At 62.0% G+C, this 16,677-nt stretch carries 22 protein-coding genes; 11 read left to right on the forward strand and 11 right to left on the reverse strand.

The window, feature by feature from the left end:
• Nucleotides 1–2: 2 nt before the first annotated feature.
• Genes HCN58_RS06405 through HCN58_RS06420 form a run of 4 tightly spaced genes read left to right on the forward strand, consistent with a single transcriptional unit; the run spans nucleotide 3 to nucleotide 3,218 of the window.
• Complete coding sequence (locus HCN58_RS06405) at nucleotides 3–947, forward strand: YVTN family beta-propeller repeat protein (protein WP_235983476.1); 945 nt, start codon at nucleotides 3–5, stop codon at nucleotides 945–947.
• Complete coding sequence (gene pedB / locus HCN58_RS06410) at nucleotides 944–1,762, forward strand: lanthanide ABC transporter ATP-binding protein PedB/LutE (RefSeq protein WP_171578487.1); 819 nt, start codon at nucleotides 944–946, stop codon at nucleotides 1,760–1,762. The genes HCN58_RS06405 and pedB overlap by 4 nt, the downstream gene beginning before the upstream one ends.
• Nucleotides 1,759–2,610 (forward strand): lanthanide ABC transporter permease protein PedC, encoded by an 852-nt coding sequence (pedC, locus tag HCN58_RS06415; RefSeq protein ID WP_171578488.1) that lies wholly within the window; start codon nucleotides 1,759–1,761, stop codon nucleotides 2,608–2,610. The genes pedB and pedC overlap by 4 nt, the downstream gene beginning before the upstream one ends.
• A complete protein-coding gene (locus tag HCN58_RS06420; RefSeq protein ID WP_210265877.1) occupies nucleotides 2,607–3,218 on the forward strand; it encodes a hypothetical protein in 612 nt (203 codons plus the stop codon). The genes pedC and HCN58_RS06420 overlap by 4 nt, the downstream gene beginning before the upstream one ends.
• 3 nt (nucleotides 3,219–3,221) lie before the next feature.
• Here HCN58_RS06420 and HCN58_RS06425 read toward each other — a convergent pair whose 3' ends face one another.
• On the reverse strand, nucleotides 3,222–3,797 hold the full coding sequence (locus HCN58_RS06425) for a PQQ-dependent catabolism-associated CXXCW motif protein (protein WP_171578489.1): 576 nt from the start codon (nucleotides 3,795–3,797) through the stop codon (nucleotides 3,222–3,224).
• Nucleotides 3,794–4,678: a substrate-binding domain-containing protein gene (locus HCN58_RS06430; protein WP_171578490.1), complete on the reverse strand. Its 885-nt coding sequence runs from the start codon at nucleotides 4,676–4,678 to the stop codon at nucleotides 3,794–3,796. Before HCN58_RS06430 ends, HCN58_RS06425 begins: the two co-directional genes overlap by 4 nt.
• Before the next feature lie 222 nt (nucleotides 4,679–4,900).
• On the opposite strand from HCN58_RS06430, the gene HCN58_RS06435 reads away from it, so the two are divergent.
• Together HCN58_RS06435 and HCN58_RS06440 are read left to right on the forward strand one after the other, a co-directional pair.
• Nucleotides 4,901–5,824 carry a quinoprotein relay system zinc metallohydrolase 2 gene (locus HCN58_RS06435; RefSeq protein ID WP_171578491.1) on the forward strand — a complete coding sequence of 308 codons (924 nt, stop codon included), beginning with the start codon at nucleotides 4,901–4,903 and terminating at the stop codon, nucleotides 5,822–5,824.
• Nucleotides 5,825–5,880: 56 nt separating this feature from the next.
• Nucleotides 5,881–6,699 (forward strand): quinoprotein dehydrogenase-associated SoxYZ-like carrier, encoded by an 819-nt coding sequence (locus HCN58_RS06440; RefSeq protein WP_171578661.1) that lies wholly within the window; start codon nucleotides 5,881–5,883, stop codon nucleotides 6,697–6,699.
• A 17-nt stretch (nucleotides 6,700–6,716) separates the two neighbouring features.
• On the opposite strand, the gene HCN58_RS06445 is transcribed toward HCN58_RS06440, so the two are convergent.
• Entirely contained in the window at nucleotides 6,717–7,076 is a 360-nt protein-coding gene (locus tag HCN58_RS06445) for a hypothetical protein (protein WP_171578492.1), read from the reverse strand.
• Nucleotides 7,077–7,162: 86 nt separating this feature from the next.
• Here HCN58_RS06445 and HCN58_RS06450 point away from each other — a divergent pair, with 86 nt between their 5' ends.
• From HCN58_RS06450 to HCN58_RS06470, 5 genes are read left to right on the forward strand one after another with little or no spacing between them, the layout of a single operon-like run.
• A complete protein-coding gene (locus HCN58_RS06450) occupies nucleotides 7,163–8,137 on the forward strand; it encodes an ABC transporter substrate-binding protein (RefSeq protein WP_171578493.1) in 975 nt (324 codons plus the stop codon).
• 1 nt (nucleotide 8,138) lies between these two features.
• On the forward strand, nucleotides 8,139–8,876 hold the full coding sequence (locus HCN58_RS06455) for an ABC transporter permease (protein WP_171578494.1): 738 nt from the start codon (nucleotides 8,139–8,141) through the stop codon (nucleotides 8,874–8,876).
• Nucleotides 8,866–9,594, forward strand: coding sequence for an ABC transporter ATP-binding protein (locus HCN58_RS06460; protein WP_171578495.1), 729 nt, complete (start codon nucleotides 8,866–8,868; stop codon nucleotides 9,592–9,594). Before HCN58_RS06455 ends, HCN58_RS06460 begins: the two co-directional genes overlap by 11 nt.
• A gap of 47 nt (nucleotides 9,595–9,641) precedes the next feature.
• Nucleotides 9,642–10,436, forward strand: coding sequence for a pentapeptide repeat-containing protein (locus tag HCN58_RS06465; protein WP_171578496.1), 795 nt, complete (start codon nucleotides 9,642–9,644; stop codon nucleotides 10,434–10,436).
• Nucleotides 10,437–10,470: 34 nt separating this feature from the next.
• Entirely contained in the window at nucleotides 10,471–10,815 is a 345-nt protein-coding gene (locus tag HCN58_RS06470; RefSeq protein ID WP_171578497.1) for a hypothetical protein, read from the forward strand.
• Nucleotides 10,816–10,836: 21 nt separating this feature from the next.
• Here HCN58_RS06470 and HCN58_RS06475 read toward each other — a convergent pair whose 3' ends face one another.
• The 8 genes from HCN58_RS06475 to phnL form a co-directional block, all read right to left on the reverse strand.
• The gene (locus HCN58_RS06475; protein ID WP_171578498.1) at nucleotides 10,837–11,073 is read right to left on the reverse strand and encodes a hypothetical protein; all 237 of its coding nucleotides are present in this window, start codon (nucleotides 11,071–11,073) and stop codon (nucleotides 10,837–10,839) included.
• A 116-nt stretch (nucleotides 11,074–11,189) separates the two neighbouring features.
• Nucleotides 11,190–12,062 carry a DUF6662 family protein gene (locus HCN58_RS06480; RefSeq protein WP_171578499.1) on the reverse strand — a complete coding sequence of 291 codons (873 nt, stop codon included), beginning with the start codon at nucleotides 12,060–12,062 and terminating at the stop codon, nucleotides 11,190–11,192.
• 282 nt (nucleotides 12,063–12,344) lie between these two features.
• Nucleotides 12,345–12,425: a pyrroloquinoline quinone precursor peptide PqqA gene (pqqA, locus tag HCN58_RS06485; RefSeq protein WP_072824652.1), complete on the reverse strand. Its 81-nt coding sequence runs from the start codon at nucleotides 12,423–12,425 to the stop codon at nucleotides 12,345–12,347.
• A gap of 293 nt (nucleotides 12,426–12,718) precedes the next feature.
• Nucleotides 12,719–13,045, reverse strand: a complete 327-nt coding sequence (locus tag HCN58_RS06490) for a hypothetical protein (protein WP_171578500.1) — start codon at nucleotides 13,043–13,045, stop codon at nucleotides 12,719–12,721.
• A gap of 537 nt (nucleotides 13,046–13,582) precedes the next feature.
• Nucleotides 13,583–14,194 carry a pyridoxamine 5'-phosphate oxidase family protein gene (locus HCN58_RS06495; protein WP_171578501.1) on the reverse strand — a complete coding sequence of 204 codons (612 nt, stop codon included), beginning with the start codon at nucleotides 14,192–14,194 and terminating at the stop codon, nucleotides 13,583–13,585.
• A gap of 13 nt (nucleotides 14,195–14,207) precedes the next feature.
• Complete coding sequence (gene phnN, locus HCN58_RS06500; protein ID WP_171578502.1) at nucleotides 14,208–14,807, reverse strand: phosphonate metabolism protein/1,5-bisphosphokinase (PRPP-forming) PhnN; 600 nt, start codon at nucleotides 14,805–14,807, stop codon at nucleotides 14,208–14,210.
• Entirely contained in the window at nucleotides 14,804–15,958 is a 1,155-nt protein-coding gene (locus HCN58_RS06505; protein WP_171578503.1) for an alpha-D-ribose 1-methylphosphonate 5-triphosphate diphosphatase, read from the reverse strand. Before HCN58_RS06505 ends, phnN begins: the two co-directional genes overlap by 4 nt.
• A 13-nt stretch (nucleotides 15,959–15,971) precedes the next feature.
• On the reverse strand, nucleotides 15,972–16,670 hold the full coding sequence (gene phnL, locus HCN58_RS06510; protein WP_171578504.1) for a phosphonate C-P lyase system protein PhnL: 699 nt from the start codon (nucleotides 16,668–16,670) through the stop codon (nucleotides 15,972–15,974).
• Nucleotides 16,671–16,677 lie beyond the last annotated feature (7 nt).

Here is a 16,677-nt window from a genome sequence, read left to right on the forward strand (position 1 = left end):
GGATGGCTGCCTGGCTCGCGGCGGCGACACCCGCATCGGCCTTCATCGCCTATGTATCCAACGAGAAGGGCAACACGGTATCGGTGATCGATACGAACAGTTGGGCGGTCACCAAGACCATCAAGGTCGGCCAGCGGCCGCGCGGAATCGAGTTCACCAGGGACGGCAAGCTTGTGTTCGTGGCGGTCGGCGACGACGACAGTATTCAGGTCATCGACGTAGCCAAACAGGAAGTCGTCGACACCCTGCCCTCGGGCCCGGACCCCGAACTGTTCGCACTGGATCCTGACGGCAAGCTCCTCTACGTCGCCAACGAAAACGACAACACGGTGACCATCATCGACGTCGAGAAGCGCGCCCGTCTCGGCGAAATCCAGGTCGGCGTCGAGCCGGAAGGCATGGCCATCAGCCCGGACGGCAAAATTCTGATCAACACTTCCGAAACGACCAATATGGCGCATTTCATCGACACCGCGACGCGCCAGATCGTCGCCAACGTGCTGGTCGATGCGCGCCCGCGCTTTGCCGAGTTCAAGCGTGACAAATCCGAAGTATGGGTATCGTCCGAGATCGGTGGCACCGTATCGGTGATTGACCCGGAAAAGCGCGAGGTGACCGACAAGATTTCGTTCCAGATTCCGGGCTTGCGGAGCGAAGCCATCCAGCCGGTCGGCATCGGCATGACCAAAGACGGTAAGACCGCTTTCGTCGCGCTCGGCCCTGCCAATCGCGTGGCGGTCGTCGATGCCACCAGCCACAAGGTCACGAAATATCTGCTGGTGGGCCAGCGGGTCTGGCACATGGCGTTCACACCGGACGAGAAATATCTGCTGGTTACCAATGGCGTGTCGAACGACGTCTCGGTGATCGACGTGGCCGCGCAAAAGGTCATCAAGACGATTCAGGTCGGCGAACTGCCCTGGGGTATCACGATTGCACAGCCATGACAGCCACTGACGCTTTTTCCGCCGATCAGAACACGCAGGGTTTCCCTCCTCGGCCCGATGCCGCGGAGACGTCTGCGCTGTCGATCGAACGCGTCAGCCATGCCTATGGCACCCGGCGCGCCCTGATCGACATCGGCTTTTCCGTCGCACCGGCAAGTTTCACCGCGTTACTTGGCCTGAACGGCGCCGGCAAGAGCACCCTGTTCTCGCTGATCACGCGGCTGTTCGGAATCCAGCGCGGACGTATCGGTATTTTCGGCCATGACGTCGCGCGCGCGCCTGGCGAAGCATTGCGGCTGCTCGGCGTGGTGTTTCAGCCGCGCACCCTCGATCTCGATCTCTCCGTGACGCAGAATCTGCTTTATCACGCCGCTCTGCATGGCATCGGCAGGCGCGATGCCCGCGCGCGCAGCGGTGAAGTGCTGGTGCGCATCGGCCTTGCCGACCGCGCCGGCAGCAAGGTGCGCGACCTTTCCGGCGGCCAGATGCGACGATTGGAGATCGCGCGAGCGCTGCTGCACCGCCCGCGCCTGCTCCTGCTCGATGAGGCAACCGTCGGCCTCGACGTCAAGGCGCGCGCCGATATCCTCAATCACGTCCGTCAACTCGTTGCCGAACAGGGAATAAGCGTGCTGTGGGCGACCCATCTGTTCGACGAGATCGGTTCAAACGACGATCTCGTCGTACTGCATCAGGGCCGGATATTGGCCCAGGGCAAGGTGGCGCGCGTTATCGCCGATGCGGGCGCCAGCGACATCAACACGGCGTTCATGCGGTTGACCGGCTCCAGCGCACAAAGCGGGAGCCCGACGTGACGACATCGGCTACCATAACGCCAACCCAGCGCGGCCTCTCGCTCGCCGAATATCTCATCTGCCTGAACGGCATCGTGTGGCGCGAGGCGCTTCGCTTCCTGCATCAGCGCGAACGCTTCATCTCGGCGCTGGTGCGGCCCTTGGTGTGGCTGTTCATCTTCGCCGCCGGCTTTCGTCAGGTACTCGGTCTCTCAATCATCCCGCCATACGAGACCTACATTCTGTACGAGGTCTATATCGCGCCCGGGCTGATGGCGATGATTCAGCTCTTCAACGGTATGCAATCCTCGCTCTCCATGGTCTACGACCGCGAAATGGGCAATATGCGGACATTGCTGGTGAGCCCGCTACCGCGATGGTTTCTCCTTTCCTGCAAGCTTCTGGCGGGAACCGCGGTCTCGCTGCTTCAGGTCTACGCATTCTTGCTGATCGCCTGGTTCTGGGATATCGCACCGCCCCTGGCCGGCTATCTCACGGTGCTGCCGGCGCTGGTCCTCTCAGGCCTGATGCTCGGCGCGCTGGGTATGCTGATCTCTTCCGGCATCAAGCAGCTCGAGAACTTTGCGGGCGTGATGAACTTTGTCATCTTTCCGATGTTCTTTGCTTCCTCGGCGCTCTATCCGCTGTGGCGCATCCTGGAGAGCAGCCCGATGCTCTACTATGTCTGCCTCTTCAACCCGTTCACGCATGCGGTGGAGCTGATACGTTTTGCGCTGTATGGGCAAGTGAACTGGATCGCGCTCGCGGTCGTCGGAGGCTGCACGGTCGCCTTCATGATCGGCGCCATCTTCGCCTACGATCCATCGCGCGGTCTGATCCGCCGCGGGCCGGCCGGAGGCGAGACATGAGGTACAAGACTGCGATCGCCGTATTTCTCGCCATTACGGCCATCAGCCGATATGGCCATGCGGCCGATCCACGCTATCCGGACTGGCCGTGCACGCAGGCCAAGGTGCCCGAAATTTCGCTTGCCGCGGTATGGGCCGGCCCGCCACTCGACGACATCTCGGGCAAATGGAAGGACGACGCCAAGGTCAGCGCGTTGGTCGCGAAGCTCGCGGCAAGGCGGACGCCGCTCGAGGAGGCGCAAAAGGCAATTGAAGAATATCTGAGTAGTGCAGCCGACAAGACCGCAAGCGGGAAACTGTTGTTTGCCGGCCTTTTCGAATCCCTCAATGCCCAACGCTCCCAGGTTTTGAACGGCTTGGAGCGCGTCACCCGCAAGCAGCGCGAAGCGGCGGATAAAATCCGCACCGACACACTTACCTTGCAGGCTCTGCAGGGCGAAACCCCGCGGGACCAGGCGAAGATCGACGAGCTCGGCAATCAACTGGTGTGGGAGACCCGCATCTTCGAAGACCGGCGGAACGTCATCAAATTCGTCTGCGAGGTGCCGACGGCGATCGACCAGCGGCTGTTCGCCCTCGGACGAACGATTCAGCAGGAGATCGAATAGTCGCTAACGCGGCGATGCGGTCTTCTCACCGGTCCGCGGCTCCGGCTGCGATTCCGCCAGCGCCAGACCGGCGCGTTCCCATCCATCGGTCCCGTCGGGGTACCACGCCACATTGGAATAGCCGTAGCCGAGAATGCGCTTCGCCGCATTCCAGGACATCCAGCAATCGGCCAGACAGTAGACCACCACCACCGTCGCATTGTTGCCCGCCGTCGCGCGGACGAGCCCGCGCCGCAGATAGTCTTCCGTCACGGCCGCGAGCTTTCCGTAGCCGGTGTCCGGCAGCCACACGCTGCCGGGAATGTTGAGCCGCGGCTTGTCGCGCCAGATCGTACCTTCGGGAAGATTTGGCGGCTTCGGGGCCCGCGGCAGTACATCGATGAATACGCCGGCCTTGGCTCGCCAGATCGCCTCGGCCTCCGCGGTCGTGAGAACACGTGCGCCGGCAAGACTCGCGGGAACCGGCGCGCGATAATCCTCGATGCGGTAGCCGTCGGGTTCGGGAGGTCTTTCCTGCGCGAAAGTCGAGACGATAAATGGGAATGCCGCAAGGATCAGGCCTGCGAGCGTTTCTCTCATGGCGTTTTGGTTGCCGTCTCCGCACCGATCGGCCGGTCATTCTCGTCGAGCAAGGGAACGCCGAAGTCCAAGAGTATCTTGTTGATGGCAGGCTGGTTCTCCTGGATCAGGCGATTGAGCAGCCGCTTCCAGTTCTGGTCAGCCCCCCGGACCCCCATGCCGATGCGATATGCCAGTCGCGGGCCAGTCTTTTCCTTCACGAGAGGCGTGACGTGGAGCGGCGGATTCGCTTTCCGCGCATAGTATCCCGCCATCGGTCCCCACAGGATGCCGGCGTCGATCTGCCCCGACACCAGGTCGCCGATCATGGCCTCCGCCGACGAATCCAGGCGGGTATCGACCATCAATTGATAGGGCTTGGCATTCGCCATCAGGCCGTTGACTGCCATGTTGGTGGCAGGCGGCGTGCCGGCGACGATGCCGACATGCTTGCCCTTCAGGCGCTCGTCTTCCAGCGTTGCAACGTCTTCAAGGCCGCTACCCTGCTTGGCAACCAGCGCATAGGCAGTGCGGTAATAGGGATTGGTGCCCTGGACCAGGTCGTCGCCCTGCGGAAAGCCCATGATGACGTCGCAACGATGGGCGCCCAAGGTCATGCGGACGAAGCCGGTCGCCTGCGGGAAGTACGTGTAGTCCAGCTTCTTGTGCAGCTTCTCGGCGAATAGTTCAGCAAGCTTGTTCTCGAATCCCTCGCCCTTCTCGTTGGAGAACGGCAAATTGTGCGGGTCGGCGCAGACGCGCAGCACTTTGGGATCGACGAGTTCGATCGATACATCGCCGGTATCGTTGATCTGCGCGCGGGCGGGGGTATGACCGAAAAACGCGGCGATGATCGCCACGAGGAAAATCGACAGCCAGCACTTTCGCCCGGCATTTGTCATCGAAAGCTTCTGCACTTCCGGCCCGCCTTGTTGCCATTTCAACTGGTATCGGCAACCTCGACGAACCGAAGTTCTATAGAAGCCGCAGACACGCAAAATGCTATGCTTGTCAATTGGAGGCTGCAACAGGAATAATCCTCGAGGTGAATGGCCGTTTGTGCTGCGATGCAAACGATAAACGGAATTGCCGATCGCGCTTCGTGGTGAGACGGAGGCCGAAATATGGCTCATCCCGCAGTGACGCTTGCCGCGATAGCGATGCTCGCGGCGGCGACAGCCTCGCAAGCACAGCAACAGGAGTTGCCGGTGAATTCCGTTGCAGACGGCGTATTCGTGTACAACGGCCAAACCGCGCAGATGACGCGCGAGAATGACGGCGCGATCGCCAATGTCGGGTTCATCGTTGGCCGGGATGCCGTCGCGGTGATCGATACGGGCGGCAGCCTCCGCGTGGGACGACAATTGCTGGCAGCCATTCGCGCCCGGACCAATAAGCCAATCCGGTACGTCATCAATACGCACGGCCATCCCGATCACGTCTTCGGCAACGGCGCTTTCGTTCAGGACGGAATGATTTTTGTCGGCCACGCGAACCTGCCGCGCGCGCTGGCGGCGCGCGGACAATTCTATCTCGACGCCTTTCGCCGCACGATGGGCGATCAATTGATCGACGAGATACGCATCGTGCCGCCAACGCTGCTCGTCAGCGGCACACTCAATCTGGATCTCGGCGGGCGAATGCTCGTCTTGCGGGCGTGGCCTGCCGCGCATAGCGATTGCGATCTCACGGTGTTTGACGAAAAATCCGGAACTCTGTTCGCGGGCGATCTGGTGTTTCTCGCCCACACGCCCGTGCTGGACGGCAGCATCCGCGGCTGGCTGGCCGTCATCGGTGAACTCGGCGCCTTGCCTGCGGAGCGCGTGGTTCCCGGTCACGGTCCCGTGAGCGAATGGCCGGCGGCCCTCGCGGACGAACGTCGTTATCTCGAAACGCTGGCCACAGATGTGCGTGGGCTCGTCGCCCGCGGCGCGCCGATCGCGGCGGCAGGCACGGCTGCGAGCGCCGAGCGATCCCGTTGGGAATTGTTCGACGACTACAACACCCGCAACGCAACCGCGGCATTTTCGGAAATTGAATGGGAATAGCCCGCGCATTGCCCTATATTGCGCGTGTTGCTTCCATCCGCGTGAAGGTCGTGACCATGTCCGGATATCTGTTCCGCCTGTTCAGCGTCGCTTGCTTTCTGCTGTTCGGCGCGCCGCTGGCGCCGGCGGCAGAGGCAAATGACCCCTGGCCCGGCCTGGTGCAGGACATCTTCAACAATCGTCCGATGAACGATGGCAGCGAGGTGATCGGCATTGAAATGCCCGCGCGCGCCGAGGATGCCGCAATCGTCCCGGTGACCTTGCGAACGAAGCTTTCGCCCGGCGATGGCAGGCAGGTACTCAGCATTACGCTTGTGATCGACCAGAACCCCGCCCCGATGGCGGCAAAATTCCAGCTCGGGCCGGACGCCAAGGTCTCGGAAATCTCCACCCGCGTCCGCGTCAACAATTATACCGATGTCCATGCGGTGACCGAACTCAGCGACGGCAAACTTTACATGATCAAAACTTATGTGAAGGCCTCCGGCGGCTGTTCGGCGCCCGCCGCCAAGAATGCCGACGAGGCCAAGGGCAGGCTCGGCCAGATGCGCTATCGGCAGTTCGCGAAAGCCGGTGAAGGCCCCGCCAGCGGCATCCGCGAGGCGCAGATAATGATCGGCCATCCCAACAATTCCGGCCTGCAGATGGACCAGGTCACCCACCTCTATGTCCCGGCATTTTTCGTCAACGAACTGCGGCTTTGGCAGGACGACAGCCTGGTGTTGACGATGGAAGGCGGCATTTCAATTTCGGAAGATCCCAATATCAGATTCACCTATGTCTCGAATGGCGCTAAACGTTTCCGCGCCGAGGCGAAGGATACAGAGGGGCACGTCTTCCAGCGCGAATGGAAGATGGATGATTCGGGGACTTGACACCGCGCGCGTAGCGCTCAGAAGCAGCGCACCTCCGCTTCGGCCTGGGCCCGCCTGAGCTCGTTGAGCGCGCCTGCCGCCTGCTCGGAGGTGCGGAACTGGCTGCCCAGATTTCCCCGGACCTGCGACATGCTGAGCACGGTTTCGGCCGTGACATAGCGCTCATACGGCACGAGCGAAGCGATAACGTCGATTGAACAGGAGCATTGCTCGATCGCTTGCCGCGTCTCGCCATTCGCTTTCAGACAGCCAAAAGCGTATTCGACGCGTGCCGCCGTCGGATAGTCGTTAAGGTCCTGGGCACGCGTGATCCCTGTCATCGCCATTAGCGCCGTCAACGCGGCGACAATAGGTCGTACCGATCCGACAAACGTCATCGTCTTCCTCCCGCTGCTAATGGTGAAAGCTATGCTATGACTGGTCCGCTGAAAAGCAGACGTCGGAGGAAATGGCTCGAGGCACCATGACGCATTTTGTACGCGCGCTTCTTGTTACGGTTGTCTTGATCTCGCTCGGCACGTGCTGCAGCGCCGACGCGTTGCGCATTGCGGTGCAGAAGACCGGAACATTCGCCTGGGAACTGGCGGTGATCCGCGCCCATGGCCTCGATAAGCAGGCTAACCTTTCGGTCGAAGTTCTCGAACTGGCGAGCCCCGAGGCGGGCAAGATCGCGCTTCGCGCCGGGAATGCCGACATTGTGGTCACCGATTGGCTATGGGTGTCGCGCGAACGCGGGCTTGGCGCCAAACTGACCTTCTACCCTTATTCGAGCGCGCTCGGCGCTGTGATGGTCCCTGCCTCATCACCGATCCAGACCTTGGCCGATCTCAAGGGCCGCAAGCTCGCCATCGCGGGCGGGCCAATCGACAAGAACTGGCTGCTGCTTTTGGCATGGTTGAAACAGGGCGGCATCGACCTGAAGTCGGACGCGAAAATCGCTTACGGCGCGCCACCGCTGCTGGCAGCGAAGACGCTCAGCGGCGAAATGGATGCGACACTGAACTACTGGAATTTCAGCGCGGCACTGGAAGCAAAGGGGTTCCGCCGCATCGCCGGCATTGAGGATCTGCTGCCGAAACTAGGCGCTAAAGGCCGCACCGCGATGCTCGGCTACGTCTTCGACGAAAAATGGGCGAACACAAACCAGGACAAAATTGCCCGCTTCATCGCAATGACTCGCGCGGCGAAAGAGATCCTGTCGACCTCGGATGCGGAGTGGCAGAAAATTGCGCCGCTGACCGGCGCTCCCGACGCCGCAACGTTGCGCGCCTATCGTGATCGGTATCGGGAGGGAATTCCGCGTCGCCCGATCGCCGACGAAGAAGCCGACGCGCGCATTCTCTACCGCGTGCTGGCTGAAATCGGCGGCCACGAACTTGTCGGGCCGGCGCCTGAACTGGATGCCGGAACATTCTATCACGCGATCCCGGGAGATTGAGGTGGCGCGCCTGCTGTCATTCGCCGTGTTCCTTGTAACCTGGTGGGTCGCCTCCCTGTTTGCCGGTGACGCAAAGCTGCCACCTCCGCCCACCGTGCTCACGGCCATGATTGCGGAAGCCAGGTCGGGTAACCTGTTTTTCCATCTCGGCGCGACCTTGGCGCGGGTTACGCTCGCCTTCACGCTAGCGATGGCGCTGGGCGCGGCGATCGGATACCTGATGGGCCGGGTACGGCTTGCCGATCGGCTGGGCGACCCCTGGTTGATCCTGCTGCTCAATCTGCCGGCGCTCGTGGTCATCGTGCTCGCCTACATCTGGGCCGGACTGACTGAAGTCGCCGCCATTGCGGCAATCGCCATCAACAAGCTCCCGACCGCCGTCGTTACCCTGCGCGAGGGGGCACGTGCCCTCGACGCCGCGCTTGACGAAATGGCGACGGTGTTCGCATTGCCCCGCTGGAGCAGATTTCGACACGTCATTTTGCCGCAACTGTCGCCCTATATCGCTGCCGCCGCACGGTCAGGACTTTCCCTGGTCTGGAAGATCGTACTGGTTGCGGAATTGCTCGGACGCCCGAACGGTGTCGGTTTCGAGATCGGCGTGGCGTTCCAGCTATTCGACATTCCGCTATTGCTTGCCTACTCGTTGAGCTTCGCCGCGGTCGTGCTCCTCATTGAAACCTTGTTTGTGCAGCCGTTTGAGGCCCGGTCATACCGGTGGCGTCCTCGTGCGGCTTGAGGTCGAAATCGCCAGCAAGACATTCAAGAGCGCGGCGGGCGAACAGCACGACGTGATCGCGGGCGTAGCCTTTGCACTTGGTGCGGGAGAGGTTGGTGTATTGGTCGGCCCATCCGGCTGCGGCAAGAGTACGATGCTTCGGATCCTTGCCGGCCTCGACCAAGATTTTCAAGGGCGCATCTCGCGTCCGGCCGGCGCGCGGATCGGCTTCGTGTTCCAGGAGCCGCGGCTGTTGCCGTGGAGGTCGGTCGAGGAAAATGTGCGACTTGCCGCGCCTGGGGCCGATGAAGCGAAGCTTTCAGCACTCTTCGAAATTCTGGAGTTGAAGGCACATCGCAACCATTTTCCCGGTGAATTGTCGCTCGGCCTCGCGCGGCGCGTTGCGCTCGCCCGCGCGTTCGCTGTCGAACCGGAGTTGCTCATTCTCGACGAACCGCTCGCCTCGCTCGATGCCGCCCTTGCGAGCCGCCTGCGCGATGAGATCGCCATGTTGGTCAACGGTCGCTCCGTGATAACGTTGCTGGTCACCCATGATGTAGACGACGCGGTTCGACTTGGGGATCGCGTGATCCTGCTGTCGCCGCGCCCGGCCCGGATTCTCGCGGACCTGCCCATCCGCACGCCGCGAAGCGCACGCGGAGACGCTGAGACCGCCGCAATCAAGTCGGACATCATGCGGCGGATCAATGGCTGTCCCACCAAGCGGGATGCGTCATAGGCAGTGCCGGAAGCCGGTGCTAGGATGCGTGATCGGTTAGGTGGACGATGAAACGCTCGATCGGAACTGCAGCGCTCAGTCTTGCTCTTGTGGCTATGACGGCAACAGCCCAGGACATGATGCGTCACGTTGACTTATCGTCGCCCGATATGGTCTCGGCCGAATTGACCCGCGGAGAGGTCGAGGCCGCGCTCGCTGCGTCAACCACCGCCGCACCCGCGGATTTCACGGGAAAGAGATTATCCGGCCTCGACCTGTCGGGACTCAACCTGTCCGGCGCAATTTTCCGCGCGGCCAAGCTCAACAAGACGAGGTTTGCGGGCGCCAAACTCGACCGCGCCATCCTCGACCAGGCATGGCTACTGGAAGCGGACCTGACCGGTGCAAGCCTGAAGGGCGCAAAACTGTTCGCTTCGCAAATGGCTCGCGCCCGCCTCGACGGCGCCGATCTTTCGGGAGCACGCGTCGCGGCCGATCTAACCGGCGCGAGCCTCGTCGGAGCGTCGATCACGGAAGCAAATCTGGGCGCCGACATGCGTAATCAATCGATGGGGTTGATGCGAGCGGTGCTGAAATCGGCCAACCTGGAACGGCTGAACGCGCGCGGCGCCGACCTGTCTCGTGTCGATCTCGAATTTGCGGTGCTGAAGGGCGGCGACCTCACCGGTGCTTCTCTCAAGGGTGCCCAACTCGGCGGGGCCGACCTGACCGGCATCACGGTCGTCGACACCGATTTCGAGGGTGCCGATCTCGATACGGCCCGGTTGATCGCCCCAATCGGCCTCGATCGGGCGAGAAACTTCGATAAGGTAAAGAATCGAGACCGTCTGATCAGGCAATGACGGCTCAAGGCGCCCGCGACGAAAGGATGACCCGATGCGATGGATACTGGCTTTGGTGACACTGCTGTCAACAAGCGCCAACGAGGTGACCGCGCAGGGAAAAGGCATCCGATTGTGGAATCTTACGACGGCTACCATTTCGGAGTTTCAGCTTTCCCCGCCCGGCAAGAACGACTGGGGTCCCAACCAGACCCTCAACGACAAGGACAAGGAAGTCGACCACGACGAGCGCCTTCGTATCACGGGCGTGGCGCCGGGGCGCTATGACGCCAAGATCGGCTACCGCGGCTCAAAGCACTGCTTTGTTCGCGACATCGAAATCAAGGCCGACGCCGTGTTTTCGATCGCGGACAAGGATCTGAAAGACTGCAACAAGTAGCCGCCACTGCCGGACGAATATTCAACCGGCCGACCACACGGCGTCGCCGGAGGCCTTTCGATTGGCGCCCGGATATTCGCAGCGCCACTTGACCGCAGTCCATTTCGGATGTTCGCCCACCCATTGTGCGATGTAGGGCTGCGCAGCCATGACGCATTGCCGCAACGAAACATCTGAAGAAAAGACCAAATGGGTTTCCTCGCAAGTGGCTGGCGAGAGCACCGCACAGACGGTCACGACCAAATCTATTGGAGTCATATCTGCTATCCCTTGAATTGTTCCCAAACCGATAACGCAAGAGCTACGGCAATGGGCGGCCTGACGTTTCACTACACCGTGAAAAGCCGGAACCGGGCCGCGCGCGGCCGCCAGTTCTAAAAGTTAACGCCAAATACCAGCCGCGCCTGGTGGCGTTCGAAATTGACGAGATCAAGGCTGGAAGTCGACCCCGCCGAACGCCCCCAGGCTTGCAAGCTCCAACTCGCGGTCAGCCGCGAGCTTTTCGACAACTGGAAATATGCGGTAGGACCGACAAATAACGCCTGCCCGGCAAGTTCGTCCAGACCGATCCCCTCATATTTTCGCAGGTAACGCGCCTCGCCGCCGAACAGGAAGCCGGGACGTAACTGCGCCATGATCCCGAGCGCCGCGCCTGCGGTGGATTCCCGCTCCATCACGCCGCTGCCGATCAATCGCGTCCATTCCGGTTCGTAGATCAGGTTGAACGCCGCGACGACGCGGTTCGGCACGAGCTCCCGATCGAATGCCAGCCTGAATTCGGTCCCGAAACTACGGACCGCCTCAGCCGTGGTCTCATCGATACGATGCGCGTGCGCTTCTGTCGCAAAGGTGAGCCCAAATGGCGCCGTTTCCCGATCGAGAAAGCGGTAGCGCAAATCGATCGACCCACCCTGCCATGACAGCCTGCGCTGGTCGTCAAGGCCTGGCACGCCGCTGATCAGGTGCGATGCAAACGTGCTTCCCACCTCGATTCGAAAATTCCGGACCGGCACAAGCTCCAGTTCGAACTCCTGGCCGACCGCCCGGTAAGTACCCCCGTTTCTGCCGAAGCGCCCGGTCGTCTCGCTCTGAAACTCCCGTTCGCCGACGGTGCCGACATCGGCCCCGATCATGAAGCCGAACAGATGCTCGGTATCGATGCCCTCGGCGCAGGCGCAAGCCGGCAGCAGCGCAGCAAAAGACACAACCGCCGCTTGGAAGGTCTTTGCACGCGTCAATTTTCGCATTCAGCGGGTCATTGGGTTGAACGGGTGATTCCCGGAGGTGTCGGCCGAAGGCATACCCTAGCATGACGCGGCGACCGTCCGCGAGCCATCGAAAGACAGAGAATGCAGGTGCGGCAGCGCAGAAACTGGGCCGGATCGGTACTTCGGCCGTCTACAGGGATCCTGCTGGCTTTGGCAGGATCCGCAGCTCACTCTTGGTGCAAGCAATGGTGGGAATTGAGCAGTTTGCCCGGCCCGCGGCAACAGGCCGTTGCCGGAGCCGGGCAGACCGTTTCGACGCGTCTATTTACGCGCCGCGCAGGCGTACATGTTGATTTCCATGCCCACCGGCACTTCGACGATCTTCGGAGTTTTCCAACTCATCAGGGTCCTCCCAAGCAGTGCTGGCACGACGTTCGTGCCGCATCAAAAGTAGGTTGACCTCGAACAGAGCGCAAGCGCGGAAGATCGAGTGCTGCAGATATCCGCACGCGCACGACGCACCGCACTTCTCTCTTGGACAAGGCTACTTCGCTCTTGGACAAAGGCGGGTCAAGCAGCGGATCGACGCGGCACCGCGTCGGTGACAGTTGCTCGCTCCGCTGGCATGCCCAGGCCGGCGAGCGAAGAGCCGGACCGAAGCGATGGCAATCCGACATCGCTTCGGCTCTGCGTGTTCAGCAGTCCTTGTCTGCGGTCTTGCTCTCAGCCTTGGCCCCTTCGGCCTGCTGTGCCGCCGTCGGTTCGCCCTGCATCTGGCGCTGCGTATCCTGCGACGATGCTGCAGTATCTCCAGTCGTCCGGTTCATGGTGCCCGTCGGCGGATGTTCGCTGGTGCTGCTGCTACTCATACCCGTTGTTTGGCTCTCGCCCATCTTGGCCGGTCCGGAGCCTGCGTCCTTCAGGTTGGCGGCGCGTCCCGTATCGCAGGGACCTGCCAGTGCTGCGCCGGTGCTCAAGACCAGGATGGAGCAACCGGCAAGAATGAGCTGTTTCATTTTCATCTGCCTCTCCTCTTCTTCTCGTGAAGCGCGACAACACGATGAGAGGCAACCGAACCGTTGTCTGCAGGTTCCGGGTGGCGGCTTGAATATCGACAGGTTTAATCTGATGGCACGATTTCTGGTGAGGACAATCCAATGGAACCGATTCACCAAGGGTTGATCAGTTTTCTTCTCGCGCTCTGCCTTGCATCGGCGGCCTTTGCGCAGGACAGGCAGCCTGACCAAACCGCACCGAATGCGGAGACCGCCCTGCCCGCTGACAGACCGTCGTTGACTGGAAAAGAGCGCCTCGGAAAAAAGTGGATGGACGAGCAACGGATTGACAATTGCAACGTGCCCATCGACAAGCGCGGAAGCAGGGCACGGCCAGGCGACTGCCCGTATTCTCCGTCGGGATGACGCGATCACCAGTGACGAAATGCTAGAGATTCGGCTTGCGAGCCACCTCTTCCACGATGGTTTTCGCGGCGACTGGAAGCATCGTCTCAGTGCATATGAACGCTCAAGCGCACCCCACTGAACGCAGACGCCACCGCCCTACCACATGGTCTGCCGCGCCCGTTCCGGCCATTCCCGATCGTATTTCTCGCCGCCGACGGTGTTGTCGCTCATTTCGGCAAGGATCTGGCCGGGCGTGGGCAAGTTCCTCGGATCGACGCGCCTGTCGGGATTCCAGAGATCGGAACGCACGATGGCGCGCGCGCACTGGAAGTAAACCTCCTCGACCGTCATGACGATAACGGTGCGCGGCGCCTTGCCCTCCATCTTGAACGACGCGAGCAGGTCCGGATCGGCCGAGACGTGCGCGCGGCCGTTGATACGCAGCGTGCTGCCGGAGCCCGGAATGAGAAACAACAGCGCCACCCGCGGATCGCGCACGATATTGCGCAGTGAATCGCAGCGATTGTTGCCGCGGCGATCCGGCATCATCAGCGTCTTCTCATCGTGGATGCGCACGAAGCCCGGCAGGTCGCCGCGGGGCGAGCAGTCCAGCCCCTCCGGCCCGCAGGTTGCCAGCGCCGCGAACGGCGACTTGTCCATCAAGGCGCGGTAGGCCGGCGTGATCCCGTCCGCGACCTTGACGGTCGAGGCGTCGTTGGGAAAGCCGTAGATCGCCTCGAGTTGCTCGATGGTCGCGACAACAGTCATTTTAGGTCTCCTGCTAATCGTCCCACTTCCCGCCCTTGATGACGCGGACGAGCTGGCGGGAATGATATTCGGCGCTGCCGGTGTTGACGACGGTGACATCGGGCGCGGCCGCGGCATCCTCCACCGTGCGACCCAAGCGCGCTTCGAGCCTGCCATCGCTACTCCGCTGCCGCATCGCAAGCCGTTCGGCCAGCACGTTCGGCGGCGCCGTGATCGAAACCACCACCACGTCGGCGTAGGCACGGCGCATCGCGCCGATCACGGTGCGCGATACGTTGGCAACGATGGTTCGCCCGGCGCAGATTTCGTCGTCGATCGCGCGCGACAGTGCGTAGCAGTGGCCATGGGCTTCCCAATGCATGGCGTATTCGCCACGCGTCAGCGCCTCCTGGAATGCGCCGATGCTGACCTCTTCGTTTTCCTCCGATGCCGACGCTTCACGCGTGATCACGCGGCGAGGAAACACAATGTTGCTGTCCTCGGCGCAGGCGGCCCTGGCGAGGCCGAGCAGAGTGTCCTTGCCGGCGCCGCTTGGGCCGACCACCAGGATCAAGCGGCCTGGCCCGATTGCGGCCGTCTGGTCTGGCGCTGTGGTTGTCAGCGATTGCGTCATGCCACGCGCCGCCCTTCCCGCCAGACGCTGCGCACCACCGGAATCTTGCGGGCGACATGTACCCGGATCACATCGGCCCGCTTTCCGGGTGCGATCTCGCCGCGGTCCGCAAGACCCACGGCCTCGGCCGGCGTCTTGGTGACGGTGCGAACGGCGGCGGCCAGATCGATCGCCGGAACATGCTGCGGCAATTGCAATGCTGCCATCAACAAGCTCGAGGGGATGTAGTCGGACGAGAGGATATCCAACAGTCCCTCGCGGGCGAGATCGATGGCGGCGATGTTGCCGGAATGCGAACCGCCGCGGACCACGTTCGGCGCTCCCATCAGGATGCCAATGCCGGCCTGGTGCAGCCCGCGGGCGGCTTCCATTGTGGTCGGGAACTCCGCGACGGAAACGCGATCCTGGATCGCGTTTGCGACGTTTTCCTCGGTCGTATCGTCGTGGCTGGCGAGCGGGATCTCGTATTGATGCGCAAGGGCCACGATTTCCCGCATGTTGGTCGCAGCATAGGCCTTCTGATAGGCAAAACGTTTCTCGAACAGTACATCGAGTTCGGCGTCGGTCTTGCCGCCGCCCTTGCCGCGGTAGTAGTCGCGCAGCTTGACCTCGTCGCGGAACTGGCGCTGTCCCGGGGTGTGATCCATCAGCGACATCAGCCGCACGTCCGGCCGGGCGATCAGCTCCTTGGCTTCCTCGACCACGCTTGGCATCGGAATTTCGCAGCGCAGGTGCAGGAAGTGGTCGGCACGCAGCAGGTTTGCCTCGCGCGCCGACGTGATCGCCTCCGCCAGCATGCCTGCCCTGCCGTCAACCTCCTCGGCGCCGTCCTCGCGCCAGACCCGCAGCGAATCCAGAACCGTGGTGATGCCCGAGGTGGCCAACTGTCCATCATAGGAAATCACCGCCGCGATCGGATCCCAGAACACCTTTGGGCGCGGCACATAGTGCATTTCGAGATGGTCGGTGTGCAGCTCGATCAGGCCTGGCATGATCAGGTCGCCGCCGGCGTCCTCGCTGCCTGACGGCGCACTGCCCTCGCCATATTCGGCGATGCGGCCATCTGCGAAAGCGACCCAGCCGCGTTCGATCACGCGATCGGCCAGAACAATGCGGGCGTTGCCGAGGATGGTTTCTTGCTTCGAAGTCATCTCACATCTTCCTTCATGCCGCGGCGGCAAACGATGTCACGTCGACGATGCGGTCGGCGATCAGATGGCGAATTTCGTCGTCATGGACGATCGTCACCAACGCGACGCGCTGTCGTTTCTTATGTCCAATCAACTCGACAACAACGGCGCGATTGGCCGCGTCGAGCGAAGCGGTCGGCTCGTCCAGCAGCAAAATTGGCAAGTCGGAAATGAAACCCCGCGCAATGTTGACCCGCTGCTGTTCGCCGCCGGAGAACGTCGACGGCGGCAGCGCCCACAGCCGCTCGGGAATATTGAGGCGGCGCAGCAGCGCGCCGGCCCTCTCGCGGGCTTCCACGCGGGCCGTTCCATTCACGATCAGGGGCTCCGCCACCACATCGATGGCGGCAACCCGCGGAACCGCCCGCAAAAACTGGCTGACATAGCCGATCGTTGAGCGACGGACACTGAGCACCTGCCGCGGTTCGGCCGTGGCGAGATCGATCAGCGTGCCCTGATGCCGGATGCCGATCCGGCCGCTATCGCAACGGTAATTACCAAAGATCATTTTCAGGATCGAGGATTTGCCGGCGCCTGATGGGCCCGACAGCACCACGCATTCGCCCGGTTCGACCTGAAACGAGACGCCGCGCACCACGGGCAGCTCAACGCCGCCCTGCAGATGCATGGTAAAGGTCTTTTCGGCGTTGGTGATGTCGATCATCGCAGTCATAGGCGCG

It is taken from the genome of Bradyrhizobium australiense (assembly GCF_013114825.1).
GTDB classification, from domain to species: Bacteria; Pseudomonadota; Alphaproteobacteria; order Rhizobiales; family Xanthobacteraceae; genus Bradyrhizobium; species Bradyrhizobium australiense.

Coding starts and splice junctions, on each gene's coding strand:
- HCN58_RS06450 (WP_171578493.1), top strand. CDS start 7,163: ATGACGCATTTTGTACGCGCGCTTCTTGTTACGGTTGTCTTGATCTCG.
- phnN (WP_171578502.1), bottom strand. CDS start 14,807: ATGACGCAATCGCTGACAACCACAGCGCCAGACCAGACGGCCGCAATC.
- HCN58_RS06505 (WP_171578503.1), bottom strand. CDS start 15,958: ATGACTTCGAAGCAAGAAACCATCCTCGGCAACGCCCGCATTGTTCTG.
- HCN58_RS06420 (WP_210265877.1), top strand. CDS start 2,607: ATGAGGTACAAGACTGCGATCGCCGTATTTCTCGCCATTACGGCCATC.
- HCN58_RS06440 (WP_171578661.1), top strand. CDS start 5,881: ATGTCCGGATATCTGTTCCGCCTGTTCAGCGTCGCTTGCTTTCTGCTG.
- HCN58_RS06425 (WP_171578489.1), bottom strand. CDS start 3,797: ATGAGAGAAACGCTCGCAGGCCTGATCCTTGCGGCATTCCCATTTATC.
- phnL (WP_171578504.1), bottom strand. CDS start 16,670: ATGACTGCGATGATCGACATCACCAACGCCGAAAAGACCTTTACCATG.
- HCN58_RS06445 (WP_171578492.1), bottom strand. CDS start 7,076: ATGACGTTTGTCGGATCGGTACGACCTATTGTCGCCGCGTTGACGGCG.
- HCN58_RS06470 (WP_171578497.1), top strand. CDS start 10,471: ATGCGATGGATACTGGCTTTGGTGACACTGCTGTCAACAAGCGCCAAC.
- HCN58_RS06435 (WP_171578491.1), top strand. CDS start 4,901: ATGGCTCATCCCGCAGTGACGCTTGCCGCGATAGCGATGCTCGCGGCG.
- pqqA (WP_072824652.1), bottom strand. CDS start 12,425: ATGAGTTGGAAAACTCCGAAGATCGTCGAAGTGCCGGTGGGCATGGAA.
- pedB (WP_171578487.1), top strand. CDS start 944: ATGACAGCCACTGACGCTTTTTCCGCCGATCAGAACACGCAGGGTTTC.
- HCN58_RS06405 (WP_235983476.1), top strand. CDS start 3: ATGGCTGCCTGGCTCGCGGCGGCGACACCCGCATCGGCCTTCATCGCC.
- HCN58_RS06430 (WP_171578490.1), bottom strand. CDS start 4,678: ATGACAAATGCCGGGCGAAAGTGCTGGCTGTCGATTTTCCTCGTGGCG.
- HCN58_RS06475 (WP_171578498.1), bottom strand. CDS start 11,073: ATGACTCCAATAGATTTGGTCGTGACCGTCTGTGCGGTGCTCTCGCCA.
- HCN58_RS06465 (WP_171578496.1), top strand. CDS start 9,642: ATGAAACGCTCGATCGGAACTGCAGCGCTCAGTCTTGCTCTTGTGGCT.
- HCN58_RS06480 (WP_171578499.1), bottom strand. CDS start 12,062: ATGCGAAAATTGACGCGTGCAAAGACCTTCCAAGCGGCGGTTGTGTCT.
- HCN58_RS06495 (WP_171578501.1), bottom strand. CDS start 14,194: ATGACTGTTGTCGCGACCATCGAGCAACTCGAGGCGATCTACGGCTTT.
- HCN58_RS06490 (WP_171578500.1), bottom strand. CDS start 13,045: ATGAAAATGAAACAGCTCATTCTTGCCGGTTGCTCCATCCTGGTCTTG.